General features: G+C 68.6%; 23 protein-coding genes and 1 pseudogene. 7 read left to right on the top strand and 17 right to left on the bottom strand.

Annotated elements, in window-relative coordinates; genetic code table 11:
* Positions 1-9 precede the first annotated feature (9 nt).
* Positions 10-756 (bottom strand): DUF6879 family protein, encoded by a 747-nt coding sequence (locus tag ACIRB1_RS43085; RefSeq protein ID WP_403469443.1) that lies wholly within the window; start codon positions 754-756, stop codon positions 10-12.
* A 170-nt stretch (positions 757-926) separates the two neighbouring features.
* Between ACIRB1_RS43085 and ACIRB1_RS43080 the strand changes: the two genes are divergently transcribed.
* Genes ACIRB1_RS43080 through ACIRB1_RS43070 form a run of 3 tightly spaced genes read left to right on the top strand, consistent with a single transcriptional unit; the run spans position 927 to position 1,551 of the window.
* Positions 927-1,130, top strand: a complete 204-nt coding sequence (locus tag ACIRB1_RS43080; RefSeq protein ID WP_403469442.1) for a hypothetical protein — start codon at positions 927-929, stop codon at positions 1,128-1,130.
* Positions 1,127-1,366, top strand: a complete 240-nt coding sequence (locus tag ACIRB1_RS43075) for a hypothetical protein (protein ID WP_403469469.1) — start codon at positions 1,127-1,129, stop codon at positions 1,364-1,366. Before ACIRB1_RS43080 ends, ACIRB1_RS43075 begins: the two co-directional genes overlap by 4 nt.
* The gene (locus ACIRB1_RS43070) at positions 1,366-1,551 is read left to right on the top strand and encodes a hypothetical protein (protein ID WP_403469441.1); all 186 of its coding nucleotides are present in this window, start codon (positions 1,366-1,368) and stop codon (positions 1,549-1,551) included. The genes ACIRB1_RS43075 and ACIRB1_RS43070 overlap by 1 nt, the downstream gene beginning before the upstream one ends.
* A gap of 12 nt (positions 1,552-1,563) precedes the next feature.
* Here ACIRB1_RS43070 and ACIRB1_RS43065 read toward each other — a convergent pair whose 3' ends face one another.
* Entirely contained in the window at positions 1,564-2,013 is a 450-nt protein-coding gene (locus ACIRB1_RS43065; protein ID WP_403469440.1) for a LexA family protein, read from the bottom strand.
* A gap of 599 nt (positions 2,014-2,612) precedes the next feature.
* Here ACIRB1_RS43065 and ltrA point away from each other — a divergent pair.
* The 3 genes from ltrA to ACIRB1_RS43050 all read left to right on the top strand — a co-directional run bounded on the left by ltrA (position 2,613) and on the right by ACIRB1_RS43050 (position 6,900).
* Positions 2,613-3,866, top strand: coding sequence for a group II intron reverse transcriptase/maturase (ltrA, locus tag ACIRB1_RS43060; RefSeq protein WP_403469439.1), 1,254 nt, complete (start codon positions 2,613-2,615; stop codon positions 3,864-3,866).
* A gap of 310 nt (positions 3,867-4,176) precedes the next feature.
* Entirely contained in the window at positions 4,177-5,679 is a 1,503-nt protein-coding gene (locus ACIRB1_RS43055; protein ID WP_403469438.1) for a S1 RNA-binding domain-containing protein, read from the top strand.
* Positions 5,680-6,300: 621 nt separating this feature from the next.
* Positions 6,301-6,900: an MFS transporter gene (locus ACIRB1_RS43050; protein WP_403469437.1), complete on the top strand. Its 600-nt coding sequence runs from the start codon at positions 6,301-6,303 to the stop codon at positions 6,898-6,900.
* 127 nt (positions 6,901-7,027) lie between these two features.
* Here the strand turns inward: ACIRB1_RS43050 and ACIRB1_RS43045 are convergent.
* A pseudogene (locus ACIRB1_RS43045) lies at positions 7,028-7,159 on the bottom strand (FAD-dependent oxidoreductase); the annotation flags it as partial.
* Between the two features lie 120 nt (positions 7,160-7,279).
* Between ACIRB1_RS43045 and ACIRB1_RS43040 the strand changes: the two are divergent.
* Complete coding sequence (locus ACIRB1_RS43040) at positions 7,280-7,756, top strand: SRPBCC family protein (protein WP_403469436.1); 477 nt, start codon at positions 7,280-7,282, stop codon at positions 7,754-7,756.
* An 892-nt stretch (positions 7,757-8,648) separates the two neighbouring features.
* On the opposite strand, the gene ACIRB1_RS43035 is transcribed toward ACIRB1_RS43040, so the two are convergent.
* The 14 genes from ACIRB1_RS43035 to ACIRB1_RS42970 form a co-directional block, all read right to left on the bottom strand.
* The gene (locus ACIRB1_RS43035) at positions 8,649-10,358 is read right to left on the bottom strand and encodes a DUF2637 domain-containing protein (protein WP_403469467.1); all 1,710 of its coding nucleotides are present in this window, start codon (positions 10,356-10,358) and stop codon (positions 8,649-8,651) included.
* 146 nt (positions 10,359-10,504) lie between these two features.
* Positions 10,505-13,906 carry a hypothetical protein gene (locus ACIRB1_RS43030; RefSeq protein WP_403469435.1) on the bottom strand — a complete coding sequence of 1,134 codons (3,402 nt, stop codon included), beginning with the start codon at positions 13,904-13,906 and terminating at the stop codon, positions 10,505-10,507.
* Positions 13,907-14,359 (bottom strand): TadE/TadG family type IV pilus assembly protein, encoded by a 453-nt coding sequence (locus ACIRB1_RS43025; RefSeq protein ID WP_403469434.1) that lies wholly within the window; start codon positions 14,357-14,359, stop codon positions 13,907-13,909.
* A complete protein-coding gene (locus tag ACIRB1_RS43020; protein ID WP_403469433.1) occupies positions 14,359-14,820 on the bottom strand; it encodes a TadE/TadG family type IV pilus assembly protein in 462 nt (153 codons plus the stop codon). The genes ACIRB1_RS43025 and ACIRB1_RS43020 overlap by 1 nt, the downstream gene beginning before the upstream one ends.
* Positions 14,817-15,242: a TadE family protein gene (locus tag ACIRB1_RS43015; RefSeq protein ID WP_403469432.1), complete on the bottom strand. Its 426-nt coding sequence runs from the start codon at positions 15,240-15,242 to the stop codon at positions 14,817-14,819. Before ACIRB1_RS43015 ends, ACIRB1_RS43020 begins: the two co-directional genes overlap by 4 nt.
* Positions 15,242-15,445: a hypothetical protein gene (locus tag ACIRB1_RS43010; RefSeq protein WP_403469431.1), complete on the bottom strand. Its 204-nt coding sequence runs from the start codon at positions 15,443-15,445 to the stop codon at positions 15,242-15,244. Before ACIRB1_RS43010 ends, ACIRB1_RS43015 begins: the two co-directional genes overlap by 1 nt.
* 49 nt (positions 15,446-15,494) lie before the next feature.
* The gene (locus tag ACIRB1_RS43005; RefSeq protein WP_403469430.1) at positions 15,495-16,379 is read right to left on the bottom strand and encodes a type II secretion system F family protein; all 885 of its coding nucleotides are present in this window, start codon (positions 16,377-16,379) and stop codon (positions 15,495-15,497) included.
* Complete coding sequence (locus ACIRB1_RS43000; protein ID WP_403469429.1) at positions 16,376-17,317, bottom strand: type II secretion system F family protein; 942 nt, start codon at positions 17,315-17,317, stop codon at positions 16,376-16,378. The genes ACIRB1_RS43005 and ACIRB1_RS43000 overlap by 4 nt, the downstream gene beginning before the upstream one ends.
* Complete coding sequence (locus tag ACIRB1_RS42995; RefSeq protein ID WP_403469428.1) at positions 17,314-18,792, bottom strand: CpaF family protein; 1,479 nt, start codon at positions 18,790-18,792, stop codon at positions 17,314-17,316. Before ACIRB1_RS42995 ends, ACIRB1_RS43000 begins: the two co-directional genes overlap by 4 nt.
* Positions 18,782-19,606: a hypothetical protein gene (locus ACIRB1_RS42990; protein ID WP_403469427.1), complete on the bottom strand. Its 825-nt coding sequence runs from the start codon at positions 19,604-19,606 to the stop codon at positions 18,782-18,784. The genes ACIRB1_RS42995 and ACIRB1_RS42990 overlap by 11 nt, the downstream gene beginning before the upstream one ends.
* Positions 19,606-20,247, bottom strand: coding sequence for an SAF domain-containing protein (locus ACIRB1_RS42985; protein WP_403469466.1), 642 nt, complete (start codon positions 20,245-20,247; stop codon positions 19,606-19,608). The genes ACIRB1_RS42990 and ACIRB1_RS42985 overlap by 1 nt, the downstream gene beginning before the upstream one ends.
* Positions 20,248-20,337: 90 nt before the next feature.
* Positions 20,338-21,261, bottom strand: a complete 924-nt coding sequence (locus tag ACIRB1_RS42980) for an ATP/GTP-binding protein (protein WP_403469426.1) — start codon at positions 21,259-21,261, stop codon at positions 20,338-20,340.
* Positions 21,216-21,863: a hypothetical protein gene (locus ACIRB1_RS42975; RefSeq protein ID WP_403469425.1), complete on the bottom strand. Its 648-nt coding sequence runs from the start codon at positions 21,861-21,863 to the stop codon at positions 21,216-21,218. Before ACIRB1_RS42975 ends, ACIRB1_RS42980 begins: the two co-directional genes overlap by 46 nt.
* Positions 21,864-22,075: 212 nt before the next feature.
* Positions 22,076-22,678 (bottom strand): OmpA family protein, encoded by a 603-nt coding sequence (locus ACIRB1_RS42970; protein WP_403469424.1) that lies wholly within the window; start codon positions 22,676-22,678, stop codon positions 22,076-22,078.
* Position 22,679 lies beyond the last annotated feature (1 nt).

Here is a 22,679-nt window from a genome sequence, read left to right as displayed (position 1 = left end):
GGTCACGCGTTACTTGGTCGGGGCCACCTGCGCGGCGAACTGGTCGTACGGTACGGCGCCGTGCATGGCCGCGTCACGGACGATGGAGTACCGCACGACTTCGGCGGGCTCCGTGATCAGTTCGATGTCGTGCAGGTTGTCGGCGTTGTCGAAGTGGAGCAGGGCGACCAGGCGCGAGTCGAAGAGCCAGAAGTCTTCGGCGGGCAGCTGGGCCGCGTCCTGACGCCACAGGTAACGGATGTCCTCGCCGACTGCCGCGTTGTGCCGGGCGTAGTCGAGCAGGAACAACTGCCCGGTGGTGGGCGGGTTGTCGGCGATGCGCACCCGGCTGACCTTCTTGCCGGCCCTGGTCTGGCGGCGGATGTTCACGAACCAGGGCTCGTCAGGGTCGAAGGGCGACGAGCCGGTGGCCAGGAACGCCTGGTAGTCGGGGTCCTGACGGTCGGAGGCATAGCCGCGCCGTGTCTCCAGGCGCCAGGCGGTGTGTTCGAACGTCTCGAAGAGGCGCTGGAAGGTGTTTCGGTCGATCAGTTCGGGCACCCGCTCCATCTCCTTCGGCCCCCAGTTCACGAGCAGTTCGCGCGGTACGACGACCGCTGCGTCGTCGGGCCCGAAGTGCTTCAGCTGGGCGAGGTCGTGTGGGTCGGTGACCGGAGTGCCCTGGACGACGATCTCGCCGGTGCCTTCGTCCGTGTGCAGGGCGGGGCAGCCGTCGACCTTGCTGTCTGTGCCGGTGAAGCGTAGCTGGCGAGCCATGGACGCTCTCCCTTCCAGAGGTTGATCCAACAGCATGGCGAGATGACCGGCTCGGCACTATGGGCTCAGGTGGGGGTCAGGAGAAAAGTCCAGCAATCCTCATGAGGCATCGAGCAAATACGAGAAAACAGCCTACCGCCAGCAGGCCGCCCACTTCTAGCGTCCCGTTCATGGCTACGAAGAAAGCGCTGGAAGTCGACCCGTACGTGGCCGTGGAGTCGTTGCGGGCCGTGCTCACCGAGGCCGGGATCGTCTTCCCCTCGCTCCGGGTTGACGCAGCGTCGCCCGACTTGAAGCTCGTCGAACTGGGGCGCATCCGTGCCGACGTCGCCGAACGCCTGGCCAACGCCCTCCGGCGGGGAGCCCAGGAGTGACTGGCGAGGAGGTCGAACTACCAGCGGGCGCTCTGGTCCACGACACGGAGAGAGACGAACTGGGCTACGTCATGGGGCACGAGGGCCCGTACGTACAGCTGCGGCCGGTGACCGGCGGGCGCGAGTGGGACGCCGCCCCCGCTCTCGTCCGCCTGGCCACGACCGAGGACCGTCTCACGGCGATGCAGGAGCGCAACCGCGCCGTGAACTCCGAGAGCAGCGGCGGCATTCTGTGATGTACGCGCCCACCGAGGACACCTCGACCATGTCCGCCGAGTGCGCGGTCGCCCAGCAACCCGGTTACGCGGACCTGCACCGCGAGTGCCGGCAGACCGCTGACATACCGCTCCCTCACGGCGGCGGCATCCTCCTCGTCCCTCGCTGCACCTGCCCCCATCACCGCTACGCCCCCATCGGGTGACGCCCCCATTGGTCACCAGAGCAGGGCGATCCCTTTTCCCGGGCCACGGCGGTCGCTGCGGTCGAGGACGCCGAGTCGTTCCATCTGCCCGAGCTGGTACGCGACGCTGCCGGTACTGGACAGACCCATGCTCCGGCCGATCTCCCGCACGGAGGGAGTTTTGCCGTCATGCTCGGCAGCCCATCTCCTGATGAACGCCAGGATGCGCCGCTGCTGGTCCGACAGCAGTTCCTCCGCCGCCTCGATCTCCCGGACCAGGTCTCGCAACGCGATCTTGGCGGACGGCGAGCGCCCGGCCGTCGTCCGCCAGAACGGGTGAGCGGTGATCCGGTTGTCCAACTGCTGCAACTGGCGACGCAGCGCAGCCGTTTGGAGGGGACGGCGCTCCAGGGCCGCATAGGTGCGGGCCCGCTGGCGCTGGGTCCGGATCAGGTCACGCGGAAACGTCGGATGCTGCTCCATGTCGCCGATTCAATCATGTGGTGTGCCGCGAATGTTGAAAGGGGCGAAATGTAGGCCGCTCTAGAAAACAATGCTGTGCGAGAGATGAAGGTATGGCCCTTCGGGACCGCCCTGCGGGGGGAGGTCTCAAACCACTGCATGCCGCGGAAGCGGTGACGCGACTGTGGTGAGCGATGCAGAAAAGGCACCTCTGAGGTGTCAGGTAGGGATCAGGAAGACGAGCGCAAGCGAACCGCTGATGAAGTGTCGTTATTTAATTCGAAGTGGCATCAAAACCGAGAGAAAACACGTGTGTCTCGGGATGAGTCTGGCGGAAACCCGTTTACTGGCCAGGTGGTGTCCGGCACGAAGGCGGCGTGAGCCTGATCTGCTGCTCTCGCATGGAACGCGGGAAGGCACGTCTCGACACAGCTTCCCGAGAGGGGGCGAGAGGGAGAACTCCGAGCAGAGGACCTGCGAGGGGCTGAGTACCGTCGCGAGAGGTGCTGGCGGACCGGTTCGTAGTAGTGATGAAGCCCTTGTAACGGGGGTGGAGCGAAGGGGCCGGGCCATCTGTGGCTGTGTGTATCAGGTCAACCGGACGCTACCGGGAGGAGCCGATGGACAAGCTGAAGTCACTGAGTAAGCCGTTTGATATCTCCAAGTGGGAAGTACTGGAGGCGTATAGAGACGTCAAGAGGAATCAGGGCGCTCCGGGCGTGGACGGGCAGTCCGTCGAGGAATTCGAAAAGGACTTGAAGGGCAACCTCTACAAGATCTGGAATCGAATGTCCTCGGGGGCTTATTTTCCGCCTCCGGTGCGTGCGGTCGAGATACCCAAGCAACACGGCGGTGGCGTCAGAATGCTCGGCATTCCAACTGTCGCTGACCGAGTTGCGCAGACCGTCGTGGCGCGACATCTCGGGGTTCGCGTGGATCCGATTTTCCACGAAGATTCTTACGGATATCGACCTGGACGGTCGGCGCTTGATGCGGTGGAGGTCTGCCGGCAACGCTGTTGGAAAAGAGACTGGGTGATCGATCTCGACATCCAGAAGTTCTTCGACAGCGTCCGCTGGGACCTCGTTGTCAAGGCCGTGGAAGCTCATACCGACGCCGTTTGGGTGAGGTTGTATGTTGATCGGTGGCTCCGTGCCCCGCTTCAGCTGCCCGACGGCACCCTGCTGAAGCGCGACCGTGGGACCCCTCAAGGTTCGGCGGTCTCGCCCGTGCTGGCGAATCTGTTCATGCACTACGCGTTCGATACCTGGCTTGCCCGGAACTATCCGGGGATCCAGTTCGAGCGGTATGCCGATGACGCCGTCGTGCACTGCGTCACCGAGCGCCAGGCCCGGCAGGTCCTGGCCGACGTGGCGAACAGAATGGAGGAAGTCGGGCTGCGGCTGCACCCCGACAAGACCCGGATCGTGTACTGCAAGGATCAGAGTCGGCGCGGCTCTTACGAGTACACGTCGTTCACCTTCCTCGGGTTCACCTTCCGCGCCCGCGAAGCACGGTCACGGAAGGGATACAGCTTCACCAGTTTCCTTCCCGCAATCAGCAAGGACGCCCTGAACAAGATCGGCAAAGAAGTTCGCTCCTGGCGGCTTCACCGGCGGGTCTACCTGACGTTCTTCGAGGTCGCGCGGGGGATCAACCCCATCTTGCGTGGCTGGATGCAGTACTACGGAGCTTTCTACCGCTCCGCACTGCATCCCCTCCTCCAGCGCATCAACGTCTACCTGATGCGCTGGATCCGCAGGAAATATCGCCGGTTCCGGACATACACGAGAGCCCATGCCTGTTGGCAACGCGTCACCCGCCAGCAGCCGAGGCTCTTCGCCCACTGGGCATGGACCGCGAAGGCTTGGTGATCAAGGTGGCAAGAGCCGTGTAACGGGAGACTGTTACGCACGGTTCTGTGGGAGCCCGGAGGTGCGATCCCTCCGGGCGACCCGACTTCGAATTTAGCGGCTAGGGCCCGCCCTCCGGTGGTGCGCGCCTGTTGTGACTGTGCGCCAGACCTGTCCAGTGAGCACGGGACCTGTCGTGGGTGTGCATTGAACTTGGCGATCAGAGGGTGCCCAGCGGAGGTGACCCTGGGTTGTTCTCCAGAAAATCCTGACCTTGGTCTGGGCAGTGGAACCTACGCTGGGATCCCCTTCAGACCACCTCGGGAGCAGCGTGCCGCCGTTCGTCCACCGGATCACCAAGTACGACCCTGCCGACCGGGACGAGTGCGGTCACTACACCGGTGCCGAGGACGCGGTCAGTGACCACGGGCCGGTTGAGGAGGCTTATCTGGAGGCCGTCGCTGCCTTCGCGGAGGCGGCAGGCATCGATCGGCTGGAGATCCGCGAGCCACAGCTCAAAGGCTTCGTCCGCCTCGGCCTGGAGCCACCGGTCGACGGCTACGGCTTGACCGGCCTGTTCCCGGACGGGCCGGCCGGGTTCCACGACGGTGCTCTGGTGCCGATCGGTGTCGGCCTGGAGCTTGTCCGGGCCATGCTCCGCGACAACGGTGCCTGGTGCCGCCTGGAGGCGGGGGGAGCATTCACGGTGCACGTCGGCTGGGACCAGTACCTCTACATCGGCAGCAACCTGCCCTGTGAACCCGCACTGGCCCGTATCCGCGCGCTCGGCCTGTTCCCGGAACGCCTGGACGCCTCACCGTACGACTTCGCCCCCGACGACCCGGCGTACGTGCAACGGCCGGCCGACGCCGACTTCTGGGCCCGCCTGCGGTGGACCGTCAGTGCCCACCGCGCGGTGTTCCTGGAGGAGGTCTTCGCCGGCAACGCCTCCCGGTGGCACCGCCTGACCCGCGACAACATCGAGACCGTGCGCTCCCAACTGGCCCCACGCGTACAGCTGGCCGTCTGGCCGGACCTGCTCACCGACGTCGACCAGGCAGTGGCAGCTCTGCCCGACGAAGGCCTCGTGGAGATCGTCTGGGAGGACGAGGACGGTCGGATCACGAGCACGGTCGTGGACGAGACCCAGTTCGAGGCGGTGACCTCCCAGCTCGCCGGCGCGCGTGCTGCCGGCGTCGTATCCATGTATGCCGGCGAGGATCTCCCGCTGTTCACTGCTGTGTTGCCCGACAGCGACGGCGTTCTGCGCGCTCGCTGGCAGACCGAACCGACGCCCAGCGACCGGGACTGGGCGTTCCTGAAGACCCTGCGGCGCGGCCAGGCCGTCACCGGCACAGTGACGACCATCGCCACCTTCGGCGTCACCTTCGTGGATATCGGCGGCTTCACCGCAATGATCAACATCCCGGAGCTGTCCTGGCGCCCGTTCGACCACCCCTCTGACGTCGTCAGCATCGGCCAAGAGGTCACGGCTGAGGTCCTCGACGTCGACATGGTCCGGGAACGGGTGCCGCTGTCGCTCCGAGCAGTGCAGGAAGACCCCTGGCCGCAGCTAGCACAGAGGGTCGGCCAGGTGGTTACGGGGCCGGTCACCAAGATCGTGCCGTTCGGCGCCTTCGTCCGCATCGAGGACCGGGAGGACGGCTTCCAGGGGCTCGTGCCCACCAGCGAGCTGAATGAGTCGTCCGGGGACCTCGTCGAGGCCGGCGACGTCCTCACGGTGCAGATCATCGACGTCGATCTCGCGCATCGCCGCCTTGTCCTGTCACATGTCCAGGCTGTCTCTGCCATAGAAGGTCAGTTGTGTGACTGACGATGAAGGCAATCTGGCACAGATGCGACGAGGCCGAGACACCGTTGCCCGCCCTCACCTGTCGCAAAAACGGGCATCGGAGTTGGCCATCCAGGCCAGGTGCCGCGCTCAGTCACAGGTGTCCGTGTGCTGCATCTGGCCGATGAGCGGCGGGCGGGGTGGCCCTTGTTGAGGCTGAGCGGGTGCGGTCGGGAAGCAGGATCTACGTCCAGGCTGAGCCGTTCACCGCGTGGGGCGCGTTTGACCTCAGCAGCTGAACACTCAGCGCTGTAGGACCTTTTCCACCCGGTCGTCAGCCATCCGACGGCCGATCCCGGAAGGAGCTGGCCGCACCGCGTACCAGCGAGGATTCAGACGGTCCCGCCACTTCTCTGCATCGGAGTTGACCATCCGTGCCAGATACCGTGCTCGGTCACACCCACGGCCCGGGGCGAGGACCCTCCGGAGGAACCGGCGGCCGGTGGGATGGTCTGGCGGGGGTTTTCGGCGCGGTCGCCGGACTTCCCGGTGTGGGGGCTGTTGCGTCTGCGACAGACGATCTTTCGTGTCCTCTAGAGTCGGGCAGCTTTCCCGGTGGCGTCTCGCTGCCGGGATTTCGTTGTTCCTGGGCGGAGTTGGATCTTGCGTAAAGCGCGGCTGCGGGACTGGACGGCGGGGCCCGGCCACCGGATCGGCTGGACGGCCCGCGTCTGGGAAGCAGGGGCGCCCCTCGCGCTCAGGCCGTACCGGCTGCACTTCACCGCACGCGTCCTGTCGTGGACCGGATCGGCCGTGAGTCCGATCGCCCTCGCGTTCGCGGTGCTGCACATCGGCGGGGGCGCGGGCGCCCTCGGCCTGGTCCTCGCGGCGAGCGTCGCACCCCAGATCCTTCTACTTCTGGTGGGCGGAGTCGTCGCCGACCGGCTCCCGCGTCACCGGGTCATGGTGTGGTCCGACATCGTGTGCGCGCTCGCCGAGGCCCTGGCCGCTGCGCTGCTGTGGTCCGGCACGGCCCGGGTGTGGCATCTGGTGCTCATGTCCGGGATCTGCGGGGCGGCCTCGGCGTTCTTCACCCCGGCCGCGGGCGGCATCGTGAAGGAGGTCGTGCCGGCCGAGGCCCGGCACGCGGCGAACGCCCTGCTGAAGATCGCGCAGAACCTCGTCAAGGTCGGCGGCCGGCCCTCGGCGGTGTTCTCGTCGCGGCGGCTGGGTCGGCGTGGGCCATCGGGTGGGACGCGCTGACGTTTGCGGCCTCTGCCTTCTTGTTCGCCCGGATCGACCTCACGCCGGGGCCGGTGAAGGTGCGGGCGGGGTTCCTGGCCGACCTGTGAGAGGGATGGAACGACTACCTGCGTGCCGCCTCCACCGTGAGATAGGCAGAGGGCCGACCAAGCGCCGGAGACCTGGCCAGCTCCCACGCCGTACTGAGCCCCGCCATTCCGCCACCGACCACCGCGACGTCGGCGGAGAGATCGTGCGACGGCGGGGGAGGGCGCCGAATCGGGCCGCCTGGACGGGAAGGCCGGCCAACGCCTTCCTGCGATCGGGTCGGAGACTTCGCTCGGCGTTCCCGGGTACTCGGTGCTTCGCACACGCACACAAGGCATAAGAGGAGGGACTCATGAGTACGGTCAAGGAAGCAGTCGACGTGGAGGTCCCGCTCCGCGCGGCCTACGACCAGTGGACTCAGTTCGAGGAGTTCCCGCAGTTCATGGAGGGCGTCGAGGAGGTCACGCAGCTCGACGACCGGCACAACCACTGGACCACCAAGATCGGCGGGGTGCGGCGCGAGTTCGACACCGAGATCGTCGACCAGCTGGTGGACGACCGGATCACCTGGCGGTCGGTGGGCGGTGACACCCAGCAGAGCGGGTCGGTCCGGTTCGAGCGTCTGGACGACCTGCACACCCGGGTCGAGCTGACCATGGACGTCGAACCCACCGGTGTCGCCGAGAAGGGCGCCGACGCGCTGGGCGTCATAGGTCGACGGGTCAAGGGCGATATGCGCCGCTTCAAGGACTACGTCGAGCGTGAGGACGGCGACACAGCAGGCTGGCGTGGCCGCATCCGGCCCGGTGACCCCGGCCCGATGCGCTGACGGCCCGGCCCTCCCACCTGCTTGGCCGAGCCTGAGTAGGAGTTTCGCCCGTTCCCCTCTCCCGGCCGTAGAGCACCGGGTCGGGGGAACGGGCGGTTCTGGGAAAAACCGTAGGGAGCGTTCGGCTCCCTGGTGGCTCCCACGTTCCGTTCCGGCTACCTCGGGCGGGGCGCTTGACCCGCCGCAGGTAGGACCTATCGCCGCGTTCGGCTGGGTCTGGCGGTGAGCTGGCCGTTCAGTCCCGGATGACGGTTGCCGACCTCGTTGCTCTGGATGGGCGTATGACGGGAACGTGCGGGTAAGCGAGGCCCGATGGCGGGGACGGCGCACTACCTGGGGAGGTCGAGCGCCGTCCCCTGCCGGAGACCTGCTGGACGGATCGACCAACCTTCGTCTTCCGGTGGGCCCGTGCGATCCCTCTGTCGGGTTGACCGTCGGCTTCCTCGGCGCGTTGTCGTAGGCGCAAGAGGGCGTTGAACCCCGAGGAGTCGCAGGACATGACGTGCGACAGGTCCATGACCGCGAGAGGGCAGCGGGAGATTGACTTCAGAGCCTGTCGGCCGGGTGTTGCGCGTCAGGGCCGTTGCTTTCGGGCAGGCACACGGCTGGTTCAAGGGCCACCGTTTCGGGTCGCCGCGACCGCCTCCGCCTGCCGGTACCGGGCCCACCCGCGGACGAGTACCCCTGCCGCCGTCCCGAATGCCAGCCCTCGGCGATCTTTGGGACCCCTTCCCACTTCCGTAGTCGCCGAATGCCACGAGGCCCTCGCTGCTAGCGGGCGTGCGCGATTCATTTCACCGCCGCCAGTCTCACCGCCGGTGCGCTGGCCGTCCCGGCCGGACTGGTATCGCCCTGGCTCCTGGACAGCGACACCCCCGGGAAGATGGCTCGCTCATCTCATCGGGCTGCTGTAACGAGGCGATGTGGTGTCCGTGTCCGGGCGGTCAGGTAGTGCTGTGGTGATGAGTGTTTGCCAACGGCGTTCGAAGGCAGCGCCGTATCTCTCGAGATCGCTTGTGTGGATGGGCTTGTTGTACTGCGCGGTGATGCCGTGCTGTGCAAGATATTTGACGATGTGGTCGGTGTCGGGGTTGTCGTCGGTGGCCCGGTGTTCGGCCCAGATGGTGTAAATCCGGAATTGCAGCAAATAACGGGCCAGGGTCTTTGGTTTGAGGGGCTGGCTATTGCGGTCCACGATGCCCTGGTGGGCAAGGTGGGCTGACAGCTCGGTGCTGTCGGGCTCGCGTCCTTGGCGATGCCGTAGCTCCTGCCAGGCGAGGTAGTAGCGGTCGACGGTGGTAAGTGCAAGGGATTCGCTCGTTGTTACGTCTTTGGCCTGCGCCCGGCCGTCGGCCGTGGCATTCACGTGGAGGCGGGGTTGGCCGTTGGCCGCGTAAGTGTCCGTGCCCATTGCCATCTGATCTGGATCGTCCGGTCTGGATTCGATGACGTGGTGTTTGCTGGTGTCGGCACCGGGTTCGGTCGTGGGCGGGTGTTCCTTGCCGAACTCGCGTCGCCGACCGGGCGCGTCGTTGTGCTGCTGGTTACGTTGGTCGGGCTCTTGTTCCTCGTGGCTGCGGGCGGGTTCTTGCATCACTTGGCCGTCTGACCGGGTGATGCTGCGCAGAGGAATGGTGAACCAGGGGATTTCGGCTGGTTGTGACGGCCGGGTATGCCCTTCCTGCTGCTTGTACTGCTGTGGGTTCTCCGGCTCCTGTTCGTGTTCGGGGACGTGCTGGATCGGTTGGTCGTACCCCAGGCTTTCGTCGTCGTGGACTGTGTGCGGGCGGGTTTCCTGGAGCAGGCTCTCGTTGCCGTCGGAGTCCTGGTGCCGGGGCTGGTCCTGCTCCGGCTGCGAGAGGGGTTGGGCGTCTTGGGCGGGAGGCTGTTGTCCGACGCATTGCTGTGGGCTGTTTCCCGTTCCAGATCCTGGTGCTGTTGTCGGCTCCAACTGCGGGGTGGGGGGCGGCAGTACGGGCTCGATGCCCGCCGCTGCCAGGCCCGAGGGGGCGGTCTCGGCGAGGGGGACGCCGTAGCGGGCCAAGCGCAGCGGCATCATCGACTCGACCGGGGCCTTGCGGCGCCAGGCGCGGCCGAAGCGGGAGTGGAGGCGGGCCTGGTAGACGAGGCGGTCCTGCTCCAGCTTGATGACCTGCTCGTAGGAGCGCAGTTCCCAGAGCTTCATCCGGCGCCAGAGGAGGAACGTGGGGACGGGGGAGAGCAGCCAGCGGGTGAGCCGGACGCCCTCCATGTGCTTGTCGGCGGTGATGTCGGCGATGCGGCCGATGGCGTGCCGGGCGGCCTCCACCGAGACCACGAACAGGATCGGGATCACCGCGTGCATGCCGACACCGAGCGGGTCGGGCCAGGCGGCGGCGCCGTTGAACGCGATCGTCGCGACCGTGAGCAGCCATGCCGTCTGGCGCAGCAGCGGGAAGGGGATCCTGATCCAGGTCAGGAGCAGGTCGAGGGCGAGCAGGACACAGATGCCCGCGTCGATGCCGATCGGGAAGACGTAGGCGAAGTTCCCGAAGCCCTTCTTCAGGGCGAGCTCGCGTACGGCGGCGTACGAACCGGCGAAGCCGATACCGGCGATGACCATCGCACCGGAGACCACCACGGCGATGAGCACCCGCTGGGTGCGGCTGAGGACGGCCCGGGCGCGATGCAGACCATGCGCCGTGGGAAGGGCTGATGGGGGTGTGGGGGCTGGCGGTGAGGAGGGCGATGCCGGGCGCGGCGCGGTCATCACAACTGCGCCCCGGCGGAGCGCGGTGTGCCCAGCAGGTCGTTGATGAGCTGCTCGGTTTCCAGCTCCAGGGAACAGTCCAGCCCCCGATTCACCTGCTGGACACGGGCGATGGCGGTGTGCAGCCCCTGCCGGTTCCCGGCCGCAGCCTCGATTCGCAGCCATCCCCGATACAGCAGCTCAGCCGTTTCGTCGACGTCGAGACCGGTCGCGACGGCCCGGCGGGCCGCGCTGAGATCGTGGTGCGGGCCGGGAGGAGTGCGGTAGGTGGCCACGGTGTGTGCCACGTCGACGATGCGCGTGACCATTTCCTGCTGGTAGGGCTCGGCCCACGGCAGGGGCCGGCCGCCGAACGGGCGGCCGCGCACCAGGGCGAGCGCCCTCTCCAGATCGGGGAGGCCGTGCGGGCCCAACGGCAGTGCGCTTTCAACCAGTTGAAGGAAGCGGGTCCAGTCGCAGCGCACCCTGGGGGAGAGCCGGTAGGGGTCGTCGGCGGCCTTTCGGCGCGGCACGTAGGGGTTGCCGTTGGGGTCGTTGCCCAGAGAGCTGCGCAGGCCCTGGACCCGCGCGTTGAGGGTGGCGGACGACCAGGGGCTGACGGGATCCATGTCAGAGCACAGGGCATCCGCGCCGCGTCCGGGCCGGAAAAACAACAACGCTGCGAGCTGTGCCATGCGTGGGCCGTGACCGGTGCGTTCCACGCCGGTCACTTGGATCGGACCCAGTACCCGGATTTCCGGCGCGTGCAGGTCATGGGCTTCCCGTTCCTCCTTGGCCTCCGGCGCGGGGGCTTCGTCACCGTTGCTCCGGTCGCCACTCTCTGAGGCCTCTGTGGTGGAGGGCGCCCCCGAGTCGGCGCTCCGGGTGTTGGCCTCGGCCTGTGGCGGTGTGTCAGCGGTGGGTAGCAGCCGGAGTTGGGACGGGTCGGTGGTGGCGGCGAGCAGAGCCGGGAAGATGCCGTTGTCGCCGTCTGCTGTCGACCAGCTTGTGGTGGTGTCGTCGCCCGCGGGCGTGGCCGGGGGCTCTGTCGGCGTGGTCTGCGGGGGTGGCACCGTGCTGTCGGGCTCGTCCGGAACGTCCTGCCAGGGCCCCTCGGCCGGGTGGGCGTTCTGGGCGGACAACGTCAGCGCGTCGGTGATCTGCTGGTAGGCGGCGTGTTCCAGGCGTTGCACGGTGATGTCGGCACCGACGGAGTCGAGGGGCTGTGGCGTGGTGAGCGAGGCGTTGAGGATCTCCGCTTCGGGAAAGTGCGCGGCTGCGGAAGACGCCGGTGCGATCAGGGTGACGGGCACCGTCGTGGCCTTGTCGATGACCTCGGCGAACTCCCAGGCTGTGTCCTCGGCCAGCGCGGATGCGCACAGCAGCAGATAGGGCTGCCGGCTGGTCTCCGGCAGCTGGTGTGCTTCCAGCAGCCGTTCGCTCAGATCGCGTAGCGCGTGTGCGGCGTGGCGCATGTGCGTGATCCGCGCGGTCGGCAGCAGCCCGGGCAGGTCCTCGCCGAACCCGATGGTGATGATTTCGACGTTGCTCGCCCAGGAGCTCATCCCGAGTTCGAGGGCGAGGGAGACGCAAACCTCGGTGATGTGAACCGGGTTGCCGTCCAGGAGCACGGCAGGCACACGGGCAAGGTTGAGGAGCACCAGGTCGCCCGCTTCGGTGCTGCCGACGGTGGCCAGCCCCGGATACGGCGCCGGAACCTGGTGGGCCGTCTCCTCGTCCAGGAGATCGGCGTCGGCGGCCAGGACCCACCAGCCGGCCTTCCCGCTGTTGAAGGGCGCCAGTGGCTCCTGGGCGAGGTCCTCGGGCAGCACTTCGACCGCGCGCGCACCGATCCGCGCGGCCCGCAGCGGCGGCAGGACCGCTCCGTCTCCCCCCCGGCCCACCTGATAGGCCATCGTGCGCAAGGCCACGTCGAGGCGGGCAGCGCCGCCGGGTTCGGCGGCCACCGCCAACTGCGCCTCGGCCGACGACGGTTGTGGCGCGATCGCGATGGTCTCGCCCGGTTGACGGCGGCGGCGCTGCAGTGTCCTGCGCAGTGCCAGAGCGCCGGTGACGGCGGCCGCCAGCAGCGCGCCGGCGCCGAGCACGGTGCGCAGGTTCAGCGGACTGCTCGGCGGAGTCGCCCCCGGCGTCGCGGACGGCGTGGCGGCGGGGGAGGAGGCAGTGGAGCTCGACGCTTCGGACGACGTTGACGGAGAGGCAACAGAGGGAGCAGAACCCGTACTGGGCGCGGGCGTTGCGGAAGGAGGCTGCTCCTGTCCGGGCTGCTCGGCGGGACGACTGCTCGGGATGCTGGAGGGCGTGGACGGCGCGGTGGTACCCGGTGTCGGCGTCGGCCCATCTTCCGCGTCGTCACCCGGAATCTGACCATCGGTCGTCTGGGCGGCCGGGGGAGTGGCCTCTTGGCCGCCCGCCTCCTCGCCGTCGTCACTGTCGCGTCGTGCGGCGTGCTGGTCGGCTTGGATGCCGGGCACAGTCACCTGCTGCCCCGCGAAGACCACATCCGGGTCGGTGATGGCGGGCAGTCCGCCGGGCTGTGGTGTGCCGCGGCTGGCTTCGTACAGCTTCGGCCATTGGTTGCCGTCGCCGAGTTCCTCCTGGGCGATTTTCGACAGGTAGTCGCCCGCGTGGACGGTGACGACGTGCTCACTGCTGCCGGCGGCAGCCGCGCCGTCGTCACCCAACTGCGTACGGAGGCCTCCTGTTCCGGCGGCGGCAGGGGGCATCTTGAGCTGCCAGCCGGGCTGCAGGAAGCTGTTCGCGTGGAAGACCTGGCCGTCCGTCATGGTGCGGCCCTCGTTGAGGCCGGCGATCTCCCGCCACCGCTCGCCGTCGCCGAGGTTCTTCTCGGCGATGCTCCACAGGCTCTCCGCCGGCCGTACCTCCCGCACTGTGTAGGTCGCGCTCTGCACGCGGTCCGCAGCGGATGCCGCCCGGCCCGCGTCGGAGCTCTGCGTGCCTGCCTGCCCCGGGCGTTGGGCGGCCGTGGCGTGGGGGGCGGCCTGCGCGGGCGTGGCCAGTGCGGAGCCGGTGGGCAGCAGCACCAGGATCCCGCCGACCAGGACGGCCGCGGCGCGCTGCGAGGCACCCAGCCCGCGCGGGGCATGCCAGGTGTGGCCGCGCAGCTGTGCGCTCAACTCCCGTACGGCGCAGAACGTGAACTGTGACCAGCCGATCCATCCCACGGCGACGAGCAGCAGCAGGAACCCTCCGCCGGTGTCCTGCCGGTCCAGCAGATGGGTGAGGTCGTCGCGGCCGGACGCCCACAGGACGGGGGTCACCCAGGCCAGCAGCAGCGGCAGCCCGGCGAGCGCACCGGCCAGGACCAGCAGACTGCCGACCGTGATGACGATCCGCGCCGTCACGGAGCGCGTAGTGGTGGGGGAGCGGGGGACGGGCATTCAGTTTCCTTGGGGTGCGGTGACGCCGTGCAGGAGAGTCGCTTTGCCGTGGCCGGTCACCGCGAGATTGCCGATCCCGACCACGGGCAGGAACTTGGTTGTGTACGAGTCGGTGACGGTGACGGTGAGCGTCTTGCCGTCCCCGGACACGCTGACCGATCCCGTCGCACCGGCGGAGCGCAGGTAGGCCTGGGCGGCGGCCTGCGCGTCCTGCGGATCCACCACGATCGCCGCGCCGGCGATGGCTTGGGCCGGGTCGATGGCCTGCCCGCCGGCCCGCGCGGCCTCACCGGCGATGTAATCGGCTCGTTCGGTAGCGCGCATCTTGCTGCCGCCATCGACGGAGATGCCGATGATGCCGATCAGCGCGACCACGCACACGGCCACGAAAATGGTGACGCCGCCCCGGTCGTCCCAGCGTCCCCGGAGCCGGCCTGCCAGCCACGCGATCATCAGTCCTCCCGCTGGCGGTACTGGTCAACGACCGATGTCGCCGTCGACGTCAGGGTCCGGGCCCCGGGCACGCCCGGAAGCAGAAGACCGGACAGGTCGACCGTGCAGTTCACGGTCACAGTGACCGTTCCCACCTGCCCGACGGGCACGTTGAGCCCGCCGGTGTTCACGCTGACGCTGGCGGATGCGCACTTGACGCCCTGATCGTCCAGAGACTCGAGGGCGGCCGCATGGGCGGCGTCCTGCGCGGCCGCCACGGTGCGGTGGATGGATGCCTCCCGCGCCGCGTCCTCGGCCGCCGCGTCGATTTTCGCGCCGGACATGACGAGGCGTCCGCCTGCGATCGCCAGACACAGGAACATGATCAGCGGAGGAAGGACGATGGCGGCCTCGACCGCGACACTGCCCTCGTCCCCACCGGTCGCCCGCTTCCAACGGCCCCTGATACGCAACGGATTCACCCTCCCGCCGCCGTCCAGCGCTCCTCGGGCCCCGACGCCGACTGCGTGATCTTGAGGCCCGACAGGCCCGGGATCATCGACATCGCCCTACCGGAAACCTGTATCCGTACGCGTTGTCCGTCGGTGCTGGCCGTGACGCCGTAGCCGTGCAGGCTGTCGCCCGCGCTGCGCTCGAGGACCTCCTGCGCGCGGGCCGTACCGTCGGCGGGGGACGCCTGGTAGGCGCGGGCCGCGGTGAGGCCTTCGCGGGCCGCGGTCAGGGCGATCTCCCGGGCGTAGTACCACAGGGAGGCCTGGATGACGGCGATCGTGGTGAGCAGGATGACCGGGAAGACGATCGCCATCTGGATGGAGGCGTCCCCGCGGTCATCCCCCCAGCGCCGCCCGTGCCACCAGGTCCGGATACGGGCGCCATTGACCATCAGATCCCGCTCAGGCTCAAGTTGTATTTCGCGATCACCACGGCGATCGTGCCGGCGATCGCCAGGGCGCCGCCGACGGCGGCGACCCAGATGATGACGGTGGTGATGCTGATATCGCCCCGGTCCGGCTGGCGGGAGGCCTCCTCTAAACGCGTGGTCAGCCAGCGGATGACGCGGTAGGACCGGATCTCGGTGTACTTCATCGTGCGTGCTCCTCACCAGGGGTTGAGCGTGTTCGAAGGTCGAAATGGGTCAGACGGTGAGCATGCGGATCACCGCGGGGAACGCCATCAGCAGCATGACCAGGACAGCGAGGAGAGCGCCGGGGGCGGTCATCTGCTCGCTGGCGGCATTGGCCTCGGCGGCCTGGTCGGCGAGCAGCTCGGTGTTGAGTGCGGCGGCGCGGGCCCGCAGCGCCTTGTAGACGGCGGCGCCGTCGGTGGCCGATCCGCGCATGATGTCGGCGACATCCGACAGGACCGGCAGGCCGTACTCGTCGGCGAGTTCGGACAGCGCCTGGTACGGCGGGATCTTCTCCAGCCGGGCCCGGCGCAACGCGCCCTGCAGATAAAGGAACGGCCAGCCCCGCCCGACAGCCGCGGCCCTCTCCAGTGCCTCGGCCGGTCCGGCGTCCGCCGCCCGCTTGAGCGCCACCAGGTCCAGGTAGGCGGACAGCGCGTGCGCGAACTCCTGCCGCGCCCGCTCGGCCTGGTCGCGTACCGCGAGATCGGGAGTGATGAACAGCAGGGCGGCGATGGCGAGTCCGGCGGCCGCGGGCACGTAGAAGGGCAGGTCGACGCCCGCGATGATCCAGGGGACGGACACCAGCACGGGGCACAGCAGACCGAGCGCGGCGAGCGCCGACTTCCTCAGCATGAACTGCCCCCGACCCTGTCCGAGGAGAGCGAGGTTCTTGGCCGGGATGCGTACGCCGGGCAGGTACTCAAGGCGGGCCAGCAGCCAACGCCCCCACACCTCCTCCCGGTCCAGCTCCGGCTCGGGCATGCTTAAACTCGCGGGCCCGGTGCGCTGCAAGGCCGCCGCCAACCCGGGCTGCGGCTGCAGGAGTTCACGCACGAACAGGGAGACGCCGGCACCCACCGTGCCCCCGGCCAGTACGACAGGAAACAGGTTCACGGACCGGCTCCTTCCAGGTGGCGCTCCGCGACCGGCTGCACCATGGGCGCGGGCAGGCGGACGGTGCTGCGGGCATCGGCAACAAGGAACCGGGCGGTGTGCCGGAAGCTGCCCAGTGAGCGCATCAGGGCGAGCGTGGCGATGAACCCGGCGGTCAGGAACGCCAGGACCAGCTGGCCCAGCAGGGTGTTGTAGGGGCGGGTGAAGGACGGCACGAAGAACCCGGCGACGACGATGCCCAGCGTGATGAGGGTCATCCACCGTACGGTCGTCCTGGACTTGGCCCGGTCCGCCTCGACCTTCCGCTTGCCGGCGACCTCCTCACGGACGGTCGCGGCCAGGTCCTCCAGGCCCTGGGCGAGGCCCGGGCCGCGGTCGCTCGCCGAGAGGATCAGCGCGGCCGCCACCTTGTCGGCGGTGATGTCGTCCAGCTCGTCGGCGAACGCGCGCAGCGCCTCCTCAGGCCGCCATCCCAGCCGCAGCCGGTCGGACAGGTTGACGATCTGCCCGGCCAGCTCCTCCGGGGCACCGCGACGGCTGGCGATCATCGCCTGTTCCAGGCCCATCCCGAGCCGCAGCAGCCCGGCCAGCCGCTGCGTCCACTCGCTCAGCGCCTCCAACTGCCCGATGCGTTCCTGCGCGATCTGCGCCGGCGAGATCAGCCACGGCACCCCGACCACCGCCGCACCCAGCAGCGCACCGGCCACGAAATTCCCGGAGATGAGCCACACGGCCACGAACACCACCACTGCCGCGACCGTCAGCGTGCGCCGCCGAAGCCGGACAGCCTCGCCCAGCTCCGCCCCGCCGCGGCCGGCCTTCCACCGCTCGATCAGCGAGGCCCGGCGCGGCGCCGACGTCCCCACCACACCGAAGATGACGCCGATCAGCCCGCCGATGACGGCCATGCCACTGAGCAGCGCCCACAACAGGATCACCGGCCGGCCCCCACCTTCAGGGCAAGCGGACGCTCCCAGGCTCCGTAGGGCAGTTGGAGCAGGCCGGAGTCGAAGCCGACCCGGCGCAGGTCGTCGACACACCCCGGATCCATCCGCGGCACCGCCCGCAGGTCCCCGAACTCCCTTCCGGGGGAGAAGATCGTGTTGGTCGCCGGGCGCCCGGACTCGCCGATGCCGGTCACCTCCAGGACGTGGGAGACGTAGCGGTGGCGATGGCCACCGATACGCGTCTCGTCCGTCATGTCGACGTACACGATGAAGTCCAGGCCGTTGGCGGTCTGCCGGTAGGCGAGCTGCTCGGAGAGGTTGCCCTGGGCGAGCGCATACAGCTCGGCGATCCGGTCGAAGACGATGTCGGGACGGCGCGCGTGGATCGTGCACAGGTTGCCGCCCGACCCGTTCGTCAGCGCTTGCATCATCGCCACGACTTCGGGGCCGCGGACCTCACCGACCACGATCCGCTCCAACGACATCCGCAGCGCCGGATGCATCAGGTCCAGCAGCGTGATCTCGCCCGCGCCGCGGCCGGTGACGTCCTTCTCCCCGTTGGACTCCCGCCCGACCAGCGAGACGACCTGGCGGTGGTAGCCGTTGCTGTGGGCGAAAATCTCGTCCTCGGTCTGGATGGTCGCGAAGCGGCACTCCGGGTCGAACTCCCGGAGCATTGCCCGCAACAAGGTGGTTTTCCCCGCCCTCTGCTTCCCCGCGATCATGACGTTCTTCTCCGCGCGGACGCACGCGCCGAGGAACTCCCGCAGGATCGGGTCGATCGTGCCCAGCCGCACCAGATCGTCGAGTCCGGCGTGGGAGACGCGGTGGCGGCGGATGACCGCATACGTCATCGGCCCCAGCCCGGTGATCGCCTGCAGGCGAGAGCCGTCCTGGAGCGAGAGGGCGAGGGTGGGGTTCGCGGTGGAGATGGTCCGCTCGTTGTGCCCGGAGTCGCGTGCCAACTCCCTCAGCAGGTCGAGGAGTTCCTCCTCCGAGTCCGCGACCGGGCCGACCATCCGGCGTGCACCGTCGCCGTAGTCCAGCCACACCTCACCCGGGCCCTGGATGATGATGTCCTCGACCTGTCGGTCATCCAGATACGGCTGCAGCCGCCCGGCCCGGTAGAGCAGGTCGTAGACGGCCCGCCGCAGCGCCTCGTCCTCGTGCGGTGTCATCGCGTTCGCCACCGACCACTGCGCGACTGCCTCGTTGATCCAGTTCAGGCAGAGCTGTTCCTCGCTGTCCCGGTCCATGTCCGGGACGGTCTTCAGCAACTCCTCGCGCTGCCGGGCGACTTGGGCCGCGATGTTCCGGGCTGCCTGGTAGTCGACGGTGATCTGCGGTGCTGCGGCGCCGACCGTGTGCGGACTCGAAGCGGTTCCGGCCCCAGTCCGGTACGTCTGCTGAGGGCGGCCGGGCAGGGGAGCAACGGAGGGATCGGGGTGCAGGGGCCTAGCGTTCACGGTTGGCCTCCCCGCCGGCGAAGACGCGGCGCTGATCGAGGCGGGCACGTCGTACGGCGGCCCGCTGCACCAGCAGGGCACTGCTCGTGCGGGCGGCCTTCATCAGCGGCGACTTGGTGAAGCGGCGGGGCTGCTCGGCGCCGTCGGACAGCACCTGGGCGTCCTCCGGCGCATACGGCAGTGTTGCCACGACCGGAGCGTTCAGCACGCGCTGGATCTCGCCTGCGGGGTAGGGGCCTTCGTCGATCACCAGCAGGCCGACGTCCCCGACACGTTCTTCCAGCGCCGTCACCCGAGCCTGGGCGGCCTTCAGGCAGCGCAGGGTGTTGCGCACCACCACGAGCACGGAATCAGCCTGATCGGCCAGCACCCCGGAAGCACCGAAGGCGCCGCTGCGGCCGAGGTCGATCAGGACGTCGTGGCCGTAGTCGGCCTCAATGCCCCGGAACATGGCCGACAGGCCTTTCCATACCGAGCCCAGGCTCGCTGTCTGCGCGGGGTCGGTGATGCCGGGCAGGAGCAGCCGGTCACGCGGTGACGCCCGCTGGCCGTCCTCACCGATCAGATCAATCAGCTGCCGCCAGAAGGCGTTCCCGAACTCCCCCGTGCGGGCGGCCACCGAAAGGTTGGGCAGCCCGTACCGTTCGCCGAGCGTGCCCTGCAGGAGTCCGTGCAGCACGGCTCCGCCGTCCGGGTCGCACTCGGCCAGGATCATCTTCCGGCCCGGCTCCAGCGGCCACGACAGCAACAGGGCGAGTGCGCTGGTCGTCACCCCCGGTGCGCCGGTGCAGCCGGCCAGCGCGATGATCGCCATCAGGTGCCGTCCGGAGCGCCGAGGACCAGACGCAGCGCGGTAGCCGATACCCACGCGGCGACTGTGGGGCCGTCGCCGACGGAAGTCGCGACATCAACGACAACGACCCCGGTGCCGGGGGCGGCCTTCGAAGCCTTCACGACCCGCCCGGTGATCGTCTCCGGAGCGGTGGACGTCTTGTCGGTGTCCGTGGTGCTCTGCGCGGGAACGTGGACCAGCTCGACCTTCTGGCCCGGCACCAGACTGGTGGCAGGAACCTGTTCGGGCTTGAGCCCGATCGGCACCACCTGCTCACCGGCCTTGACCAGGGAATCCTTCGTCACCTGCGAGGGAGTCAGCAAACTGCCGGGCTTCAGTTCCACGGCCGCCCGCTTGCCCACGACCGAGCCCAGAGCATCCCTGGGTACGGCCTTCAACGCCGGGTCCAGGGAGATCGAGGCCGTCCCAAGGTCCTGTTCCGTGAGGACCTGGCCGACCTGGACGTCACGGACCACGGTGACCACCTGGGTGCGGTGGCCGACCTGCAGCAGCAGGACGGCCACCCCGGCGCCACCTGCGGCGACCAGCGCCAGCGACAGGGCGATCACGCCCGGTCGGCGCCTGCGGGCCGACACACGTGGGGGAGCGACCGGTGCAGCCACCTGCCCCTGCTGGGGGACTCCGGTCGCGCTTGATGTCTCCGCGCGTTCTTGGGTCTTGGTCCTGCTCAACGTTTCATCCTTCCGATGGCGTTATCTGACGACCTGGAGTTCGCCGATCGCCACCTGCATCTGGGACTGACGGGTTTCGGTGAACTGGCCGGTCTCTCCGGCACCTCCGACGACCTGCCAGTTGACCGTCCACGTGGCTGTCGCGCTCAGGGCGTACTTGCCTCCGGCCTGAGAGGCGGATGCTGTGCTGTACGTGTGGCCGCAGGTCGGGGACTCCCGCTTGCCGTACGTGGCCGCGTACGCGGTGCCGGGCCCGTTGCAGAAGAGCGTGCTTCCATCACCCAACGACCACTTGATCTTGCTGACCTTCGCTGTTGCGGTGACCGTCACACCGGCCAGTGACGCGGACGCGGTGTTAGGTCCGTACGTGGTGGGGCTCTCGTTGACCCACATCCACATCGGCACGCCGACCACGTACTGTCCGGTGGCGCGCGGGCTGGCGATGCTCGGGCCGGTCAGCAGCATCCGGTCCACGGCCTCGCGCGCCAGTTGCTCGGGGTCGACGTTGACCGCGGGCGCCTGCGCCGCCCAGAAGACCTGAGGAACGATCTGTGCTCCTGCAGCGGCCGCGAGTGCGTCCCTCAGGCAGATGCGCGTGTAGATCGCCCCGTCGCCGGGCTTGTGGCCGTCCCAGACCGGATCGCTGGCGGGAGGTTGAGGGTCGAGGCGCTTCACCGAGCACAGCTGGGGGCCGGTGTCCTTGCCTGACCCCTTGGCGGTCGGCTCGCCTGATGGGCTTTGCCCGTTCGAGGTTCCCGGCTGCTGTTCGCAGACCGTGACGTAGGAGCTCGCGCCGGGGCAGTCGCCCCCGATCACCGGGTCGTCGTCGGCACTCGCCGACGCCGCAGCCAGCGTGCAGAGCGCTGCGGTAGCCAGGACCGTGGCCAGGATGGAGCGGTTCAGCAGGTGTGCGTTCCGTCTGGCGTGACTTCTGTGATCATCCACTGTTTCCCCCACTTCTCTGCCTTAACTGTCGTCACGTATCGCAAGGGCTGATTCGACGGGAAGGGCCGCACGGCGCGCGTCTTCCTCGTGACGGTCTTCCAGTTCGAGATGTCCAGGCAGTCCCGCACGGTGGCTTTCGGCGTCGCGCCGGTGAGCACCAGGGACGTGACCTTCGCGTCGTGCGTCGGAGCGCCCGTGGCGGCGGTGTCGGCCTTCTGCATGACCAGCACGTCGCCCATGGCGCGGCCCAGGGCCTTCTTCGTGGCGTACTTCTCCAGGTCCGTCCCCTTGATGCTGGCCTGTGCGTACGCCTTGACCTGGGCGTCCCAGAAACCGTCGTACGCCCTGAGAACGTCGGCCCTGGCCTGAGCCTGCGGATCCGTACGCGCCGAAGCGGCCGGCGGCCTAGAGGTGCCCTTCGCCGGCGGCGAATTCTTGGCGGCCGAGCCGGATTCACCGCCGCCTCCGCAGGCGGTCACGAGCAGCAGACCGCCGGCGATCAGTACCGTGGTTGCGTGCTCCTGGATGCGGACAGCGGTGAGCCCTCCCGGGCGTCGTTGTTTACGTGTCACTTTGTCTCCCCGTACGACGTGGTGCGGCATGATCACTGGCGGTCGGCGGCGCACGGCGGTCTGGGTTCGCGGCCAGAGTCGGCTGTGGTGATGCGTCTGCGGGACCGCAAGTGCGCGCATATGCCAGTCAACTTCACAGCTAGTTCAGTGAGTTCACTCGTACAACTCGGGATATATCTGGTCACGTTCAGAACTGGATGTCGGTTCGTCGTGCCGGCTCCGCCTCTCTCCTGCGGTCAACGTCACGTCCGCGAGAAGGAGACCTCGACGCGGCGATTCGCTCTCCGGCCGGCCTCCGTAGTGTTCGACGCGACCGGATCACGTTCACCGAAACCCCGGGTCTCGAAGGCGACCAGTGGCGGGAGCCCGCGGGCCAGGACTACCCGCACGGCCTGGGCGCGCTGCGCGGACAGCACGTCGCCGTGGGCCGAGGAGCCGAGGTTGTCGGTGAAGCCGAAAATGCGGACCCTCACCGGCTGCTGCCGGCTGATCGCGCGGGCGATCGCGGCGATACGGGACAGTGCCGAACCGCTCAGTATCGCGCTGTCCTTGGTGAACAGCACCTCGGCCTGGAGCGCGTACGTCACCTCCGCGCTCGTGTCCGTGCGCCGTTCGGAGCCGTCCTGGTTCGCGACCACTCGGCTGACGGCGACAGGGTCCGAGCCGATATCGAGAATCTTGGGCGGGGCGAGTGCGGCACCGCCGCGCAGTGCGGCACCGGTGCCGCTGTGGTTCGGGAGGGCCACCGCCTCCTGGACATCGCCGGCGGCTGTCGCGCTGAGGGCCGCAGCCAGGGTGGTGAGCGCGAGGAGCCCGACCGTGAGGCGAGACGGCAGTGGCCACATG

The sequence above is a fragment of the Streptomyces sp. NPDC096013 genome, from assembly GCF_044763565.1.
Classification (GTDB): domain Bacteria; phylum Actinomycetota; class Actinomycetes; order Streptomycetales; family Streptomycetaceae; genus Streptomyces.
The sequence above is the reverse complement of the archived record's forward strand: the minus strand, read 5'-3'. Positions and strand labels throughout refer to the sequence as shown.